Here is a 16,549-nt window from a genome sequence, read left to right as displayed (position 1 = left end):
GGAAGCGGTCGTGCAACCCTGAGGAGGCGTCACGGGTCCTGCTGGGTGTACATGAGGTAAACGCTCATCAACGAGCAGGAGGAAGTGTGCGCCCCCGTTCCCTCACCACCGTCGTGCGCTGCGCGACGGTGGCCGCACTTGTGACCACCCCCGCCTTACTCGCCGTACCCTCCGCGGGTGCCGCCGAGGCCCGCCCCGCCGCGGCCGCCGCCCCGAAGGTCGACTTCAACAAGGACGGCCGCGCCGACCTCGCCGTCTCCGCCCCCGCCGGCACGGTGGGCGGCAAGACCAAGGCGGGCTATGTCGCCGTCGTCTACGGCTCCGCCTCCGGCGCGGACACCGCCCACCGCCAGGTCGTCAGCCAGGCGACCGAGGGCGTCCCCGGCGACCCCACCGCGTCGGCGTTCTTCGGGGCCCACACCGTCGCCCGCGACCTGGACGGCGACGGCTACACCGATCTGGCGGTCCAGACGGGCGACTCCCCGGCCATCACGGTCCTGTGGGGTTCGCCCAACGGGCTGACCGGTGGCACCCAGCTGCCCGCCGGCAACGGCGACCACTGGGGCTACAGCGACATCGTGGGCGGCGACTTCAACGGTGACGGCCACGCCGACCTGGTCGACGTGGTCACCACCGACGAGGGCTCGGATGACGAGAAGACCGGAGTGCGGGTCCGTCTCGGCCCGTTCACCCGCGACGGCAAGGACGCGGGCAGCTCCTTCTCCGACACCGGCCGGTTCGACGGGCCGACCAGTCTGACCGCGGGTGACATCACCGGCGACGGCAAGGACGACCTCGTCTCGACCCATGCCTTCGAGGAGATGTCCCAGTCCAGCCTGTTCTTCAAGGGCGACGACAAGGGCCTGTCGCAGAAGGCCGCCGACCTCACCGACGCCGCCTCCGCGACCATCGGTGACGTCGACAAGGACGGCCACGGCGATCTGGTCCTGCGCACCGTCCCCGGTGACGTCATCGAGAACCTGCCGTACGACCACGGCACGCTCAAGGTCCTCTACGGCACCGCGTCGGGGCCGAGCACCACCCGCACCACGACCATCGACCAGAACACCGCGGGCGTCCCCGGCGTCAACGAGGACGGCGACCAGTTCGGCTACTCGCTGAGCTCCGGCGACGTCAACGGCGACGGCTACGCGGACATCGCCGTCGGCATCCCGTACGAGAGCCTGGACTCGGTCAAGGAGGCGGGCAGCGTCGTCCAGCTCTACGGCGGCCGGGGCGGGCTGTCCGGCACCGGCGCCCAGGCGTTCACCCAGGACACCGCCGGTGTCCCCGGTGCCGCGGAGGCGGGCGACCACTTCGCCATGGCGACCGGGCTCGCCGATACCGACGGCGACGGCAAGGACGACCTGGCGGTGGGCGCGCCCGACGAGGACGGCGCCCAGTCCACCAGCGGTGCGGCCTGGGCGCTGCGCGGCCAGGCGGGCGGCCTGACCACGAGCGGTGTCGTCTCCTTCGGGCCGGACTCCCTCGGGGCGCCGGAGGCCGGTGCGGCCCTGGGGCGCGGTTTTCAGCGGTAACCACATCGCCCCGGCATCCAACTGCTCTTCGAACGTAAACAGTTGACGATCCCTCAGGTTTACTGGACGGTAGGTCCATGCCGACTCATGAGACACGAGGGATACGGATCGGCCGCCCCCGACCGGGTCGCACCCGGCTGCTCGGGGCGGCCGTCCTGCTGCTGGCGGCGGCCGCGGCCCCGGGCACTCCGGCGGCCGCGGCCGAGGCGCCCTGGTTCGACGGCCGGGCGGCGGACCAGGTGGCCGTGGACGGCACCCGGTTCGCCGATGGCCACGGCCGCGAGGTCGTGCTGCGCGGCTTCAACGTGTCCGGCGAGACCAAACTGGAGGAGAACGGCGGGCTCCCGTTCGCCACCACCGCCGACGCGAGGAAGTCCGCCGCCGCCATGCGCCACCTGACTGGCGCCAACGCGGTGCGGTTCCTGCTCTCCTGGGCCCATGCCGAGCCCGAGCCCGGCCAGGTGGACACCGGCTATCTGGAGAAGGCCACCGCGCAGATGAAGGCGTTCCTCGACGCCGGAATCCGGGTCTTCCCCGACTTCCACCAGGACCTGTACTCCCGCCATCTCTTCGACAAGGACAGCTGGTACAGCGGCGACGGCGCCCCGAAGTGGGTGATCGACGCGGGCGGCTACCCCAAGGAGTCCTGCGGCATCTGCATCCACTGGGGCCAGAACATCACCCAGAACCAGGCGGTCAGAGGCGCCACCCGCGACTTCTGGCGCAACCGCGCCCTGACCACCGGCGCGGGGACCGTCCGCGTCCAGGACGCCTTCCTGGCCACCGCCGAGAAGACCATGACCTACCTCGCCCGGCAGCTCACCGACGACCAGTTCACCCGCGTCGTCGGCTTCGACCCGCTCAACGAGCCGTACGCGGGCGCGTACGACGACGGGCAGAACAGCCGCACCTGGGAGAAGAGCGTGCTGTGGCCCTTCTACGAGAAGTTCCGCGCCCGTATGGACGCCGCGGGCTGGCAGGACAAGCCCGCCTTCGTGGAGCCCAATATGTTCTGGAACTCCAACCTGGACTTCCAGCGCCAGGAGGGCGGGCTCCTCGACGCCGGAAAGCCCGGCCCCGACTACGTCTTCAACACCCACTACTACGACCAGAAGGCCATCTCCGGGATCTTCATGCCCGGCAAGGCGGCCGACGGCCAGTACGCGGGCGACTTCGGCGCCCTGCGCGACCGCTCCACCGCACTCGACCTGCCCGCCGTCATGAGCGAATTCGGCCATCCGCTGGCCGGCTTCACCTCGGACAAGGCCCCCACCGTCGTCAAGGGCATGTACCAGGCGCTGGACTCCCGCCTCCCCGGCGCCTCCTGGTGGACCCGGCCGGCCGCCTCCGGCGCCGTGCTCTCCTCCACCCAGTGGCAGTGGGACATCTACAACGGCCGCCACCACGAGGCCATGAACGGCAACACCGGGAAGATTCTCACCGAGGGCGACGCCTGGAACGACGAGGACCTCTCGGCAGTACGCCTCGACGACTCCGGTACCGCCGCCCTGCGCCAGGACGCCCGGCTGCTCGACCGGATCTATCCGCGCGCCGTCGCGGGCCGCACCCTCGCCTTCACCTTCGAGGACCGCTCACGCGACGGCTCCACCACGCTCAGCTGGGACCGCGTCCCCGGCAGTCTGCCCAACGTCGCCAAGGTCACCGGCTCCGGCCGCTACGGCATGCTGGTGTGGCGCTCCGACGGCGCCACCGACGCGCCCACCGAACTCCGGCTGCCCCGCGACTTCGACCCCGCCCGGACCACCGTCGTCTCCGATCTGGGCACCCTCACCGGCCCGCCCGCGTACACCGCACACGGCCACACCGCCGACCACCCCGTCGCCACCGCGGCCGAGCCCGGCGACAGCGACGGGAACCGGCTGGTGCTCTCCGCCCCGGCCGATGAGTCCACGGGCACCCTGCACTACGCGCTGATCGCCGACGGCACCGCCGCCCCCTCGGCGGAGCAGCGCGCCGCCGCCCAGCGCGAACTCGCGCAATGGGCGGCGGACGCCGGCTTCTGAGCACCGCGTGCCACCGTTACCAGCGATGGTGCACCTGGGCCCGGATCCGCCGGTCGTACAGGTCGCCGACGGCCGCCAGCGTGGCGCCCGGCAGCGGGGGCAGCCCCGCCGCGGCAGCGTTCGCCCGAGCCTGCTCGGGCGAACGCGCCCCCGGGATCACCGAGGTCACGCCCGGCTGCTGGATGATCCACCGCAGCGCCGTCTGCGCGGGGGTGGCTCCCGCCGGGGCCAGCCCGGCGAACTCCACCGCCGCCTCGACGCCCTCCTCGAAGCCCACGCCCGAGAACGTCTCGCCCTGGTCGAACATCTCGCCGTGCCGGTTGAAGGTGCGATGGTCGTTCTCGGCGAAGACGGTGTCCTTGGTGTACTTCCCGGACAGCAGACCGGACGCCAGCGGCACCCGCGCGATGATCCCCACACCGGCCTCCCGCGCCGCCGGCACCACCTCCTCCAGCGGCTTGAGCCGGAACGGGTTGAGGATGATCTGCACACTCGCCGTGCCCGGACGCGCGATCGCCGCCAGCGCCTCCGCGCATGTCTCGACGCTCACCCCGTACGCCGCCACCCGCTCCTCGGCCACCAGCGTGTCCAGCGCGTCGAAGACCGCGGCCGAGGAGTGCACCGAGGAGGGCGGGCAGTGCAACTGGACCAGATCCAGGGTGTCCACGCCCAGATTGGCCCGCGAACGGTCGGTCCACGCGCGGAAGTTGTCCAGGGTGTAGTTCTCCGCGAGCTGAGGCAGCCGCCGCCCCATCTTGGTGGCCACGAAGATCCGGGCGTCCGGTCGCTCCCGCAGGTACCGCCCGATGAGCTGCTCGCTGCGCCCGTCCCCGTACACATCGGCGGTGTCGAAGAACGTCACGCCCGCTTCGACGGCCGCGTCCAGCACAGTCAGGGCGTCGTTCTCGTCGACCTCGCCCCAGTCCGCGCCCAGCTGCCAGGTGCCCAGGCCCACGACCGAGACCTTGCGGCCGAGCCGGCCGAACTCACGCTGCTCCATGCTCCCTCTTCTCACTTACGGCGACGCGGCTCACCGTACCTCGGTTCACCAGTCGTGCACCGTGCCGTCCGCCAGCCGGTTCACCGGCAGATACGCGGGCTGGTACGGGAACCGCCCGGCGGCCTCGGCGTCCAGCTCGACACCCAGACCCGGGGTGTCGGACGGGTGCAGCAGCCCGTCCTCGAAGCGGAAGGAGGTGCGGAAGACCTCCAGCGTGTCGGCGGTGTGCGGCATGTACTCCTGTATGCCGAAGTTGTGGACGGCCAGATCCAGGTGGAGCGCCGCGGCCATGCCCACGGGGGAGATGTCGGTCGGACCGTGCATCCCGGACTTGATCCCGTAGACCGCGGCCAGGTCCAGCAGTTTGCGCATGGCGGTGACCCCGCCGGTGTGGGTCACCGCCGAGCGCACATAGTCGATCAGCCGCTCGCTCAGCAGGGTGGTGTAGTCGTGGACGTGGTTGAAGACCTCGCCGATGGCCAGGGGAGTGGTGGTGTGCTGCCGGATGAGCCGCAGCGCCGCCTGGTCCTCGCCGGGCGTGGCGTCCTCCAGCCAGAACAGGTCGTACGGCTCCAGCGCCTTGCCGAGCCGGGCCGCCTGGATCGGTGTCATCCGGTGGTGGCCGTCGTGCAGCAGCGGCAGCTCCGGGCCGAACTCCGCCCGGACGGCCTCGAACACGGTCGGCAGATGGCGCAGATAGGCCCGGGTGTCCCAGCTCTCCTCGGCGGGCAGCACCCGCGGCCCCGACCCGCGGCGCGCCGGTTCGTAGTCGTAGCGCTCCCCGCCGCCCGCGCTGGCGGAGGCCACCCCGTAGACCGAGGCCAGCCCCGGGATGCCGGTCTGTACGCGGATCGCGCGATAGCCCTGCTCCAGATGGGCGCGGATGGAGTCGAGCAGCTCGGGGACGTCCCGGCCGGAGGCGTGCCCGTAGGCCAGCGCCCCGCTGCGCGACGCCCCGCCCAGCAGCTGGTACAGCGGCATCCCGGCGGCCTTGGCCTTGATGTCCCACAGCGCGGTGTCGACGGCCGCGATGGCGGCCATGGTCACCGGCCCCCGCCGCCAGTACGCCCCGCGGTACAGATACTGCCAGGTGTCCTCGATGCGCGAGGCGTCCCGGTCGAGCAGCAGCGGCACCACATGGTCCCGCAGATACGAGGCGACGGCCAGCTCACGGCCGTTGAGCGTGGCGTCCCCCAGACCCGTGACACCGTCCTCGGTGACGATGCGCAGGGTGGTGAAATTGCGTCCCGGACTGGTGACGACGACCTCGGCCGACTCGATCCTCACCGCATACCCCATTCCTCGTGGCCGGTCCCTTCGGCGATCACGCCGTACGGGCAGCTCTACCCGCTTCCAGCCGCCGGGATCCGGAGGCGACGGCCCCTCGCGAACCCACCTCGTGCGCGGGTAGCGTGGCGGCGATGCTTTGACACCCGCCCCGCCCCCGGGGCCCACCGGGACACCTCCTTCGCATCGCCCACACGTCATCAGGTACCGAAGGAGGCATCCGCCATGACCACCCTCACCGTCGCCCTGCTCCAACTCGCCCCGCCCGGGCCCGATCTGCCGGTGAACCTCGCCCTCGGCGAGGCGGCCTGCCGCCGGGCGCGGGCGCTCGGCGCGGACATCGCGCTCTTCCCCGAGATGTGGAGCAACGGCTACAGCTGCGCCGTCCCCGAAGGCTCCGCCGACGGCGACGTCTACCGTCATCCGTCGTTGTGGGACGGCGCCCGCACCCCGGCCGGGCCGTGGCCCGAGCCCGTCTGGCTCGGCGAGCCGATCACCCGCGACTCGCCCTTCGTCACCCGCTTCCGCGAGCTGGCCGCCGAGCTCGAGATGGCCATCGCGCTCACCTATCTGGAGCGCTGGGACGGACCGCCGCGCAACTCCCTCTCCCTCATCGACCGGCACGGCCGCCTGGTGCTGACCTACGCCAAGGTGCACACCTGCGCCTTCGATCTGCCCGAGGCCGGTCTGACGCCGGGGGAGGGGTTCGAGGTGTGCGCCCTGGACACGGCGGTGGGCGAGGTGATGACCGGGGCGATGATCTGTTACGACCGCGAGTTCCCGGAGAGCGCCCGCGCCCTGATGCTCGCCGGGGCGGAGATCGTCCTCACCCCGAACGCCTGCGAGCTGGAGATCAACCGGCTCTCCCAGTTCCGCTCCCGCGCCGTGGAGAACATGACCGGGATGGCCATGGCCAACTACGCCGGTCCCGGCTGGGGCCACTCCGTCGCGCACGACGGCGTCGCCTTCGTGGGCGGGCGGTCGCGGGACACCCTGGTGGTCGAGGCGGGCGAGGCCGAGGGGGTCTATCCGGCGGTCTTCGACCTCGACGCGCTGCGCGACAACCGGCGCCGGGAGACCTGGGGAGACGCCTTCCGCCGCCCCGCCGCGTACCGGAGCCTGCTGGACCGGGAGGTGCGTGAGCCGTTCGTCCGGGTCGGGCCCGACGGCGGTCCCGTCCCCGGCCGCAGCCGTCCCTAATGGCTGGAGAGGGTTGTCAAGTACCTACAAAAACATGATCTGAGCTGCGGCGATTGCTGACGGGGTACCTGATGAGTAGGGTGTCCCGCATGTCAGCACTCAACGTGGAATTCAGCGATCGGGAACTTGAGGACCTCCGCCAGATCGCCAAGGAGCGCGGTACCACCATGAAGGCCCTCGTCCGCGAGGCGACCGTGGCCGACATCGCGCGTCACCGCGCTCTGCAGGAGGGTGCCGAGGTCTTCCGGCGGTTCTTCGCGGACAACGCCGACGCCTTCGCGGACGCGTTCCCCGACGATGAGCACCGCCAGCCCGGGCAGGCCGCCTGACCATGGCCCCGCTGCTGCAAATCGACGTCCCCTGGCTGCTGCAGCGCCATGAGGAAGTCATGCCGGAACAGCCGGCCATCTCGGACTTCTCGGGTCTGGTCGCGGCCGTCGCCCGCCACCGCGTCGACCCGCCACGCCTGGGCGTCGATCCCGACCCCGCGTGGCGGGCCGCGGCCCTGCTGCACACCATCGCGTTGCTCAGACCGCTTCCGGCGAGCAACGCGCGGTTCGCCGCGGCGACCGCGGTCGCCTATATGCACGCTTCCGGCGAGGGCATCGACCCGCCGTACGGGGCGCTGATCGACCTGGTCCGCGACATCCTCTCGGGGAAGTCCGATGTCTTCGACGCGGCCAGCCACATCCGCTCCTGGCGGATCTGAGGCTCCCGGCGGATCTGAGCGGGGACGGGCGGGGCCCTCATGGACGGGGCCCGCCGGGGCCCCGTCCCGCGTCAGCCCGCCGAGCCGAGCTCCTCGGCCAGCGCCTGCTTCTCCAGCCTCTCGCGCCGCTCCTCGGCCGGGGTGTGTCCGGCCGCCTCCGCCGCCTGGACGCGCTCGGCCTCGGCGAGCAGCGAGTGCCCGGTGGCCAGGACGCCGATGCCCAGTGCGACCGCCGCCGCCCCGATGTAGAAGGGCAGATGCACACCGTTGTGCTCGGCGATCTTGCCCGCGGCGTACGGGGCCAGACCGCCGCCGATGAAGCGGACGAAGCCGTAGGAGGCGGAGGCGACGGGCCGTTCGACGGGGGCGACGGTCATCACCGCCTGGGTGGTGATGGTGTTGTTGATCCCGATGAAGGCGCCGGCCACGATCACCGCCACGATCAGCGTCGTCCTGGAGTCGGTGAACAGGCCGATGACGAGGATGTCGAGGGCGAACAGCGCCAGATTGAGATACAGGGAGCGGGCTATGCCGAGCCGCGCCTGCAGCCAGGGGGCGCCGAAGACCGAGAAGACGGCGACGAGCACACCCCAGCCGGTGAAGACGTAGCCGAGTTCATGGGTGCCCAGGTCCATCGGGAACGGGGCGTAACCCAGCACCGTGAAGAAGCCCCAGTTGTAGCAGAGCGCGGTCAGCCCCATGGTGAGCAGTCCGCGGTGGCGCAGCGCCTTGATCGGGTCGGCGATCGAGGCCCGGCGCGCCGGGGTCGGGGTGGGCTGGACCAGCACGATGGTCGCGATCAGCGCGATGGCCATCAGGACCGCCACGCCGACGAACGGCCCGCGCCAGCTGATCGCGCCGAGCTCACCGCCCAGCAGCGGCCCGATCGCGATGCCGATGCCCAGCGCGGTCTCGTAGAGGATGATCGCGCCGGCGAAGCCACCGCTGGCCGAGCCCACGATGACGGCCAGCGAGGTGGCGATGAAGAGGGCGTTGCCCAGCCCCCATCCGGCGCGGAAGCCGACGATCCCGTCGATGCTGCCGGACGCCCCGGCCGCCGCGCTGAAGATCACGATGAGCACCAGACCGGCCACCAGGGTGCGCTTGGCGCCGATACGGCTGGAGACGAACCCGGTGATCAGCATGGCGACGGCGGTGACCACCAGATAGCTGGTGAACAGCAGCGACACCTGACTCGGCGTGGCGTGCAGCTTGGCGGAGAGGGAGGGCAGGATCGGATCCACGAGGCCGATGCCCATGAAGGAGATCACACAGGCGAAGGCGACCGCCCATACGGCCTTCGGCTGCTTGAAGGGGTTGGGGGCGCTGGGATGAGCGGACAAATGATGCTCCGTCGTTCAGGGCCCGAGCCGTGACGACATGGGGAGCCGTGGCGCGGCAGGGTGCCGGTTGATCAGGAAGCGGTGTTTCCCGGGGACTTCCGCGCCCGTGCCGCGCTCTCGACCAGCCGCTGGAAGGCGGGGGTGGCGGCGCGGACGGCGGTGGCGAGTGCCTGTTCGTCCTCGGGGGAGAGGGTGGCCAGCAGTTCGGCGAGCCGGTTCGTACGGCCGCGGCGCCGCTCGGCGAGCAGTTCCCGCCCGGCGTCGGTGATCGCCACCAGGACCACCCGCCCGTCGTGCGGATCGTCGACCCGGGTCACCAGACCCTGCCGCTCCAGCCGCTGGATCAGCTGGGTCATCGAGGGCTGGGTGACGCCCTCGTCGGCGGCCAGGGCCGTGAGGCGGGACGGACCCTCCCGGCTGAGCCGGCCGAGGGTCGAGGCCGCGGTGAAGCTGATGTCCCGGTTGGTCAGATGGCGCACCGCGAGGAACGCCAGCTGCTCCAGCGCCTCCGCGACCTCCTCGCGGGTGGCGGGGGTGTCGGATTCCCGGGCACCGGACTGCTGTGTGTATTCCACATCTAGTTTTATATCATGCCTCTATATAGGCAGGCTATGCAGATGGTCACAGGCCCCGGCGGGCACCCGCGGGAATACCGGCTCAGCGGAAGATTCCGGTGTGGCCGAGGGAGTAGCGGCCGGGCTGGGGGTAGATCGCGAGCCCGTGCGGGCCGCCGCCGACCGGGATCCGGGCGCGCAGCCGGCCGGTGCGGGTGTCGATCGCGTAGACCTCGGCGTTGTAGCGGCCCGAGAGCCACAGCACCTTGCCGTCGGCGGACACCCCGCCCATGTCGGGGCTGCCGCCGCCGGGGAGCCGCCACCGCCGCACCAGCTTGCCGGTCGTGAAGGACAGCACCGAGATGGTGCCCTCGCCGCGGTTGGAGATGTACATGGAGCGGGAGTCGCGGCTGACGTAGAGGCCGTGTGTGCCCTTTCCGGTGGGCAGCAGCCGAGGCTTGCCGAAGGTGTCGCCGTTGAGCACCCACAGGCCGTTCGCCACCATGTCGGCGATGTACCAGGTCTTGCCGTTGGGCGAGATCTTGACGTCCTGCGGCATGGCCCCGGCGATCGGCAGCCGCTGCTTGGCGATCACCTTCTTCTTCGCCGTGTCCACCTTCAGCAGCTCACCGGAGAACTCGCACGAGACGATGAAGTAGCGCCCGTCGGGTGAGAAGTCCGCGTGGTTGACGCCGTAACAGTCCACCGGCACCGACTTGATCACCTTCATGGTGTGCGCGTCCCGGAAGACCAGCGCCCGGTCCATGGACGCCATCACCACGGCGTACTTCCCGTCCGGGGTGAAGTAGAGGTTGTACGGGTCGTGGACGTCCACTGGGCGGCCCACCCGGCCGTTGGCGGGGTTGATGGGGGTGAGGGTGTTGCCCAGGTCGTTGTTGACCCACAGCGTCTTCAGATCCCACGAGGGCACCACGTGCTGCGGCTGGTGGCCCACCTGGATCGTGCGGACGACCTTGAACTTCTTCGGATCGATGACGCTCACCGTGTCCGAGAGGGTGTTGGGTACGTACACCCGCGACGGATAGTCCTTCACCGTCCGGGACAGCTTCCCCGGCCGGTCGGCCGCGTAGAGGTCATGCGGGTCCAGCGGGGGCGGCATCCCCGGCAGCAGCCGGGCCAACTCGGCCTTCTTCTCGGCCTTCTTCTTCGCCGCTGCCGACGCCTGGAGCGCGCTCTGCCGCGCCGACGCCGACGCCGCCCGGTCCGGCCGGTGTTCGCTGGAGGAGGCGCAGGCCGGAACCGCTGCCCCGCACAGCAGCAGGATCGCCGCGGCCCGGACCGTGGCACGCCGCCGGTGTGCGCGGGAGGGGAAGCGGGACGAGCCACGGGCCACGGGTTCCTCCAGCGGTGAGGGTGGGCTTCGGCCGTCACCCGCACCGTGGCCGGCCATGGCCTCACCCTGGCACCGCCCCGGCCCACCGGCATCCGCCCGCGGCCAAGCGGGGGAGCGGCGTACCGCCCTCGGCCGAAGAGGCCGGGCCGCACGGGCGTAGGATCGCGGCCGACGCCCGGGGAGGGCCCCGGGGCTTCGCACGGAGGGGGACGGACAGTGCGGTTCGGAGTGCTGGGCACCGGACACTGGGCGGCCGAGACCCACGCGGCGGCGCTCGCCGCACACCCCGTGGCCGAACTGGCCGGGATATGGGGGCGCGATCCGGTGAAGGCGAAGGCGCTGGCGGACCGCTGGGGCACTCGCGCCTACCCGGACGCCGACGCGCTGATCGCCGACGTGGACGCCGTGGCCATCGCCCTCCCGCCGGACATCCAGAGCGGCCTCGCCGAGCGGGCCGCGCTGGCCGGATGCCATCTGCTGCTGGACAAGCCGCTGGCCTTCGGCACCGAGGAGGCCGACCGGATCGTGCGGGCCGTGGACGAACGCGGGCTGGCCTCGGTCGTGTTCTTCACCAACCGCTTCGCGGCGCCCGTCGAGACCTTCCTCCGGCAGGCCGCGGCGGACGGCGGCTGGGACGGCGGCCGTGCCACCGCCTTCGCCTCGATCTTCCAGCCCGGCGGCCACTACGGCGACTCCCACTGGCGGCGGGAGCGCGGCGGGCTGTGGGACGTCGGCCCGCACTCGCTGTCCGTCCTGCTGCCGGTCCTCGGTCCGGTGGCCGAGGTCACCGCCCTGGAGGGCCCGCGCGGCGCGGCGCATGTGCTGCTGCGCCACCACTCCGGCGCCATCGGCACCCTCGCGCTCACCCTGGACGCCCGGCCCGCCGCCCAGGGCTTCTCGTGCGACTTCTACGGCGAGCGGGGGATCGCCGTGGTGCCCGAGGCGGGGACCACCGCCTTGGACGCCTTCGCCACGGCCGTCGACCGGCTGCTGAGCGCCGCCCGCGACGGCGGCGCGGCCGACCCCTGCGACGTACGGTTCGGCCGCGAGGTCGTCGCCGTCCTGGAGGCCGCAGACCGCTCCGGCCGCGAGGGGCGCACCGTCGTGCCGCGCTGAGCTAGCGCCGTTGCGTGGTGAGCGAGCGCTGTCCCGTGGTGGACGAGCGCCGCCCCGCGCTGAGCGCCCGCCCCTCGCCGAGGGCGCGCCGTGCTCCGCTGAGTGGGGGAAGGCTTCCCCTCCCCCGCATATTCCGGCGTTCCCGGGGGAGTCGGGGGCCATGACCAAGCTCTGCCTGCCCGATGGCATCCGAGCCTGCCTGTTCGACCTCGACGGCGTGCTGACCAGGACCGCGGTGGTGCACGCGGCGGCGTGGAAACAGATGTTCGATGAGTTCCTGCGGCGGCGCGACGGCCCCTCCTTCCGCCCCTTCGACTCCGGCCGTGACTACGACGAGTACGTGGACGGCCGTCCGCGTGCCGACGGGGTGCGCACCTTCCTGGCCTCCCGGGGCATCGAGCTCCCCGACGGCGAGCCGGACGACCCGCCCGACCAGGACACCGTGCACGGCCTGGGCAACCGCAAGAACATCCTCGTCCTGGAGAAGATCCGGAAGGAGGGAGTGGAGGTGTACCCGGGCTCGGTGCGCTTCGTGGAGGCAGTCCGTGCCGAGGGCCTGCGGACCGCGGTCGTCTCCTCCAGCGCCAACTGCCGCGATGTGCTGATCGCCGCCGGTATCGAGCACCTCTTCGAGGTGCGGATCGACGGTGTGGTCGCCGCCGAGCGCAAGCTGCCCGGCAAACCGCACCCCGACACCTTCCTGGCGGCCGGACAGGAGCTGGCCGTCGGGCCCGAGGAGGCCGCCGTCTTCGAGGACGCCCTGGCGGGCATGGAGGCCGGGCGCTCCGGGCACTTCGGCTGTGTCGTCGGCGTGGACCGAGTGGGCCAGGCCGACGCGCTGCGCGCACACGGCGCCGACATCGTGGTCAAGGATCTCGCCGAGCTGCTGGAGGACGACTCGTGATCATCGATTCCTCGTACGCCGTCGACCCCTGGACGCTGCGGGAGACCGATCTCCTGCTCGATCTGCTGCCCCAGAGCGAATCGGTATTCGCCCTCTCCAACGGCCATGTGGGCTGGCGCGCCAACCTCGACGAGGGGGAGCCCCACGGCCTCCCCGGCTCCTACCTCAACGGGGTGTACGAACGGCGTCCCCTGCCCTACGCCGAGGCCGGATACGGCTACCCCGAGGCCGGTCAGACCATGATCAACGTCACCAACGGCAAAATCATCCGGCTGCTGGTGGACGACGAGCCCTTCGATCTGCGCTACGGACGGCTGCGCTCCCATGAGCGGGTGCTCGATCTGCGCGGCGGACTGCTCCACCGCACCTGCGAATGGACCTCTCCCTCCGGCGTCAGCGTGCGGGTCCGCTCCACCCGGCTGGTCTCCCTCACCCAGCGGGCCATCGCCGCCGTCGCCTACGAGGTGGAGGCCGTCGACGCCCAGATCCGCGTCGTCGTCCAGTCCGAACTGGTCGCCAACGAGCAGCTCCCCGAGCGCGGCGGCGACCCCCGGGTGGCCGAGGCCCTGGAGTCCCCGCTCAAGCCCGAGGAGAACGCCGCCGACGACAAGCGGCTGCGGCTGATCCACTGCACCGACGCCAGCTGTCTGCGGGTCGCGGCCGCCGCCGACCACCTGATCACCGGGCCGCCGCCCACCCGCCACTCCAGCGAGAGCGCCGACGACGTCGCCCGGCTGACCGTCACCTCGGTGCTCGAGCCGGGCCAGGTGCTGCGGCTGGAGAAGCTGGTGGCCTACGGCTGGTCCGGCGCCCGCTCGCTGCCCGCCGTACGGGACCAGGTCGAGGCCGCGCTGGCCGGGGCCGCCAGCGCCGGCTGGCGCGGCCTGGTGGACCAGCAGCGCGCCTGGCTGGAGGACTTCTGGTCCCGCGCCGACGTCGAGGTCGAGGGGGACGCCGAGATCCAGCAGGCGGTGCGCTTCGCCCTCTTCCACGTCCTCCAGGCCGGCGCCCGCGCCGAGGAACGGGCCATCCCCGCCAAGGGCCTCACCGGCTCCGGCTACGACGGCCACTCCTTCTGGGACACCGACACCTTCGTCCTGCCCCTGCTCACCTACACCTTCCCCGAGTCCGTGGCCGAGGCGCTGCGCTGGCGGCAGTCCATCCTGCCCGCCGCCCGGGACCGGGCCCGGCAGCTCGGTCACGAGGGCGCCGCCTTCCCCTGGCGCACCATCGACGGCTCCGAATGCTCCGCCTACTGGCCGGCCGGCACCGCTGCCTTCCATGTCAACGCCGATGTGGCGGACGCGGTGGTGCGTTATGTGGCCGCCACCGGCGACGACGAGTTCGAGCGCGAGACCGCCGTGGAACTGCTGGTGGAGACCGCCCGGCTGTGGCGCTCCCTCGGCCACCACGACCACCACGGCCGCTTCCACATCGACGGGGTGACCGGCCCGGACGAGTACAGCGCCGTCGCGGACGACAACGTGTACACCAACCTCATGGCCCAGTCGAATCTGCGGGCCGCCGCGGACATCGTCGAGCGCCACCCGGACAAGGGCGCCGAACTGGGCGTCGACGACGAGGAGTCCGCCGCCTGGCGGGACGCCGCCGAGTCCATGTCCGTCCCGTACAACAAGACCCTGGGCGTCCACGAGCAGTCCGCGGACTTCACCGGCCACCAGGAGTGGGACTTCCAGGGCATGCGCCCCGACCAGTACCCGCTGATGCTCCACTTCCCGTACTTCGACTTGTACCGCAAACAGGTCGTCAAACAGGCCGACCTGGTGCTGGCGATGTATCTGCGCGGCGAGTGCTTCACCGAGGAGGAGAAGGCACGCAACTTCGACTACTACGAGCGGTTGACGGTCCGGGACTCCTCGCTTTCCGCGTGCGCCCAGGCCGTCATGGCCGCCGAGGTCGGCCATCTGCGGCTCGCCTACGACTACCTGGGCGAGGCGGCCCTGATGGACCTGAAGGACCTGGAGCACAACACCCGCGACGGTCTGCACATCGCCTCGCTCGCCGGCACCTGGATCGCCCTGGTCGCGGGATTCGGCGGGATGCGGCACCGCGACGGCAGGCTGGAGTTCTCGCCCAAGCTGCCCGAGAAGCTGGCCCGGCTCGCCTTCACCATGCAGGTGCTGGGCCGGAGGCTGCGCGTGGAGATCAGCAACCGCTCTGTCACCTACTCCCTGGCCGAGGGCGCTCCCCTGGAGATCCGGCACTACGGCCGGCCCATCACCGTCTCCGAGAAGACCCCCCGGACCTGCGACATCGACGAGCTGACGGCACGTCCCGAACCCCATCAGCCCCCCGGCCGCCGCCCGAACCGCCGCGCCTGAGGCACGGACGCCCTACGTCACGACACCCCGCACGCCACGCCACCCACAGCGAGGAGCGCCCGATGGACCCCCTGGAGGCCCTGGACCGGATCGCGTTTCTCCTGGAGCGCGCCCAGGCGCCGACCTACCGGGTGCGCGCCTTCCGCACGGCCCAGTCGGTGCTCGCCGGCCTGGACCCACAGGAGGTGGAGCGGCGTGCCGCGAACGGCACCCTCCGGTCGCTCAAGGGTCTCGGCCCCAAGACCTCGCAGGTGGTCCAGGAGGCGCTGAAGGACCAGGTGCCCGGGTACCTGGCGAAGCTGGAGGCCGAGGCCGCCGAGGCCGGGCGCGAGCCCGACGAGGACGCGGTGAAGCTGTGCGCCGCGCTGCGCGGGGACTGCCATATGCACTCGGACTGGTCCGACGGCGGTTCCCCGATCGAGCTGATGGCCCGTACGGCGGCGCGGCTGGGGCACAAGTGGGCGGTGCTCACCGACCATTCCCCGCGGCTGACGGTGGCCCGCGGCCTCTCGGCGGACCGGCTGCGCGCCCAGCTGGACGTGGTGGCGGAGCTGCGCGCGAAGCTCGCCCCGTTCCAGCTGCTCACCGGGATCGAGGTCGACATCCTCCCCGACGGCTCCCTGGACCAGGAGCCGGACCTGCTGGACCAGTTGGACGTGGTGGTGGCCTCGGTCCACTCCAAGCTGCGGATGGACGCCCGCCCCATGACCCGCCGGATGGTCACCGCCGTCAGCGATCCGCTGGTCGATGTGCTGGGCCACTGCACCGGACGGCTGCTCGGCGGCAAGCGCCCCGAGTCGGCCTTCGACCATGAGGAGGTCTTCGGTGCCTGCGCGGAGGCGGGCACCGCCGTGGAGATCAACTGCCGCCCGGAGCGGCTGGATCCACCGCGCAGGCTGCTGCGGGAGGCCGTCCGGGCGGGGACGTTCTTCTCCATCGACACCGACGCCCACGCGCCCGGCCAACTCGACTGGCAGCCCAACGGATGCGCCCGGGCCGTGGAATGCGGGGTGCCGACGGAGCGCGTCATCACCACCTGGACGGCCCGGCAGCTGGTGGACTGGACCCGCACGCGTCGGCCCCCGCGCCGTGCGGGACACGGGAGTTGACGGCGGCTATACGCGAAAGGGGCGGAGACCTCGCCTATTCGCCTCGGCGCGCGGACCCTCACGTCGATG

General features: G+C 71.7%; 14 protein-coding genes. 9 read left to right on the top strand and 5 right to left on the bottom strand.

Annotated features, from left to right (window positions below):
- Window positions 1–86: 86 nt before the first annotated feature.
- Both GWI24_RS00950 and GWI24_RS00945 read left to right on the top strand, forming a co-directional pair.
- A complete protein-coding gene (locus GWI24_RS00950) occupies window positions 87–1,538 on the top strand; it encodes an FG-GAP-like repeat-containing protein (RefSeq protein ID WP_210943927.1) in 1,452 nt (483 codons plus the stop codon).
- Between the two features lie 77 nt (window positions 1,539–1,615).
- Window positions 1,616–3,562 carry a cellulase family glycosylhydrolase gene (locus GWI24_RS00945; protein ID WP_210943925.1) on the top strand — a complete coding sequence of 649 codons (1,947 nt, stop codon included), beginning with the start codon at window positions 1,616–1,618 and terminating at the stop codon, window positions 3,560–3,562.
- 16 nt (window positions 3,563–3,578) lie between these two features.
- Here the strand turns inward: GWI24_RS00945 and GWI24_RS00940 are convergent, their stop codons facing one another.
- Window positions 3,579–4,562, bottom strand: a complete 984-nt coding sequence (locus GWI24_RS00940) for an aldo/keto reductase (RefSeq protein ID WP_210943924.1) — start codon at window positions 4,560–4,562, stop codon at window positions 3,579–3,581.
- Between the two features lie 45 nt (window positions 4,563–4,607).
- Window positions 4,608–5,849: a D-mannonate dehydratase ManD gene (gene manD, locus GWI24_RS00935; protein WP_210943922.1), complete on the bottom strand. Its 1,242-nt coding sequence runs from the start codon at window positions 5,847–5,849 to the stop codon at window positions 4,608–4,610.
- Window positions 5,850–6,074: 225 nt separating this feature from the next.
- On the opposite strand from manD, the gene GWI24_RS00930 reads away from it, so the two are divergent.
- From GWI24_RS00930 to GWI24_RS00920, 3 genes are all read left to right on the top strand, one after another.
- Complete coding sequence (locus tag GWI24_RS00930) at window positions 6,075–7,049, top strand: carbon-nitrogen hydrolase family protein (protein WP_210943920.1); 975 nt, start codon at window positions 6,075–6,077, stop codon at window positions 7,047–7,049.
- Between the two features lie 89 nt (window positions 7,050–7,138).
- Window positions 7,139–7,378 carry a hypothetical protein gene (locus GWI24_RS00925; protein ID WP_020865818.1) on the top strand — a complete coding sequence of 80 codons (240 nt, stop codon included), beginning with the start codon at window positions 7,139–7,141 and terminating at the stop codon, window positions 7,376–7,378.
- A gap of 2 nt (window positions 7,379–7,380) precedes the next feature.
- On the top strand, window positions 7,381–7,758 hold the full coding sequence (locus tag GWI24_RS00920; protein ID WP_037951357.1) for a hypothetical protein: 378 nt from the start codon (window positions 7,381–7,383) through the stop codon (window positions 7,756–7,758).
- 71 nt (window positions 7,759–7,829) lie between these two features.
- Here the strand turns inward: GWI24_RS00920 and GWI24_RS00915 are convergent, their stop codons facing one another.
- The 3 genes from GWI24_RS00915 to GWI24_RS00905 all read right to left on the bottom strand — a co-directional run bounded on the left by GWI24_RS00915 (window position 7,830) and on the right by GWI24_RS00905 (window position 11,009).
- Entirely contained in the window at window positions 7,830–9,101 is a 1,272-nt protein-coding gene (locus tag GWI24_RS00915) for an MFS transporter (protein ID WP_210943918.1), read from the bottom strand.
- Between the two features lie 71 nt (window positions 9,102–9,172).
- Entirely contained in the window at window positions 9,173–9,676 is a 504-nt protein-coding gene (locus GWI24_RS00910; RefSeq protein WP_210943916.1) for a MarR family winged helix-turn-helix transcriptional regulator, read from the bottom strand.
- An 82-nt stretch (window positions 9,677–9,758) separates the two neighbouring features.
- Window positions 9,759–11,009: a beta-propeller fold lactonase family protein gene (locus tag GWI24_RS00905; RefSeq protein WP_210943914.1), complete on the bottom strand. Its 1,251-nt coding sequence runs from the start codon at window positions 11,007–11,009 to the stop codon at window positions 9,759–9,761.
- A 216-nt stretch (window positions 11,010–11,225) separates the two neighbouring features.
- On the opposite strand from GWI24_RS00905, the gene GWI24_RS00900 reads away from it, so the two are divergent.
- From GWI24_RS00900 to GWI24_RS00885, 4 genes are all read left to right on the top strand, one after another.
- The gene (locus GWI24_RS00900; protein ID WP_210943911.1) at window positions 11,226–12,125 is read left to right on the top strand and encodes a Gfo/Idh/MocA family protein; all 900 of its coding nucleotides are present in this window, start codon (window positions 11,226–11,228) and stop codon (window positions 12,123–12,125) included.
- A 160-nt stretch (window positions 12,126–12,285) separates the two neighbouring features.
- Window positions 12,286–13,029: an HAD family phosphatase gene (locus tag GWI24_RS00895; protein WP_210943909.1), complete on the top strand. Its 744-nt coding sequence runs from the start codon at window positions 12,286–12,288 to the stop codon at window positions 13,027–13,029.
- Complete coding sequence (locus GWI24_RS00890; RefSeq protein ID WP_210943907.1) at window positions 13,026–15,371, top strand: glycoside hydrolase family 65 protein; 2,346 nt, start codon at window positions 13,026–13,028, stop codon at window positions 15,369–15,371. The genes GWI24_RS00895 and GWI24_RS00890 overlap by 4 nt, the downstream gene beginning before the upstream one ends.
- A gap of 62 nt (window positions 15,372–15,433) precedes the next feature.
- Window positions 15,434–16,480, top strand: coding sequence for a PHP domain-containing protein (locus tag GWI24_RS00885; RefSeq protein WP_210943905.1), 1,047 nt, complete (start codon window positions 15,434–15,436; stop codon window positions 16,478–16,480).
- Window positions 16,481–16,549 lie beyond the last annotated feature (69 nt).

The sequence above is a fragment of the Streptomyces sp. MK37H genome, from assembly GCF_018035285.1.
Lineage (GTDB): Bacteria > Actinomycetota > Actinomycetes > Streptomycetales > Streptomycetaceae > Streptomyces > Streptomyces endocoffeicus.
This window is presented reverse-complemented; position numbering and strand designations above follow the sequence as displayed.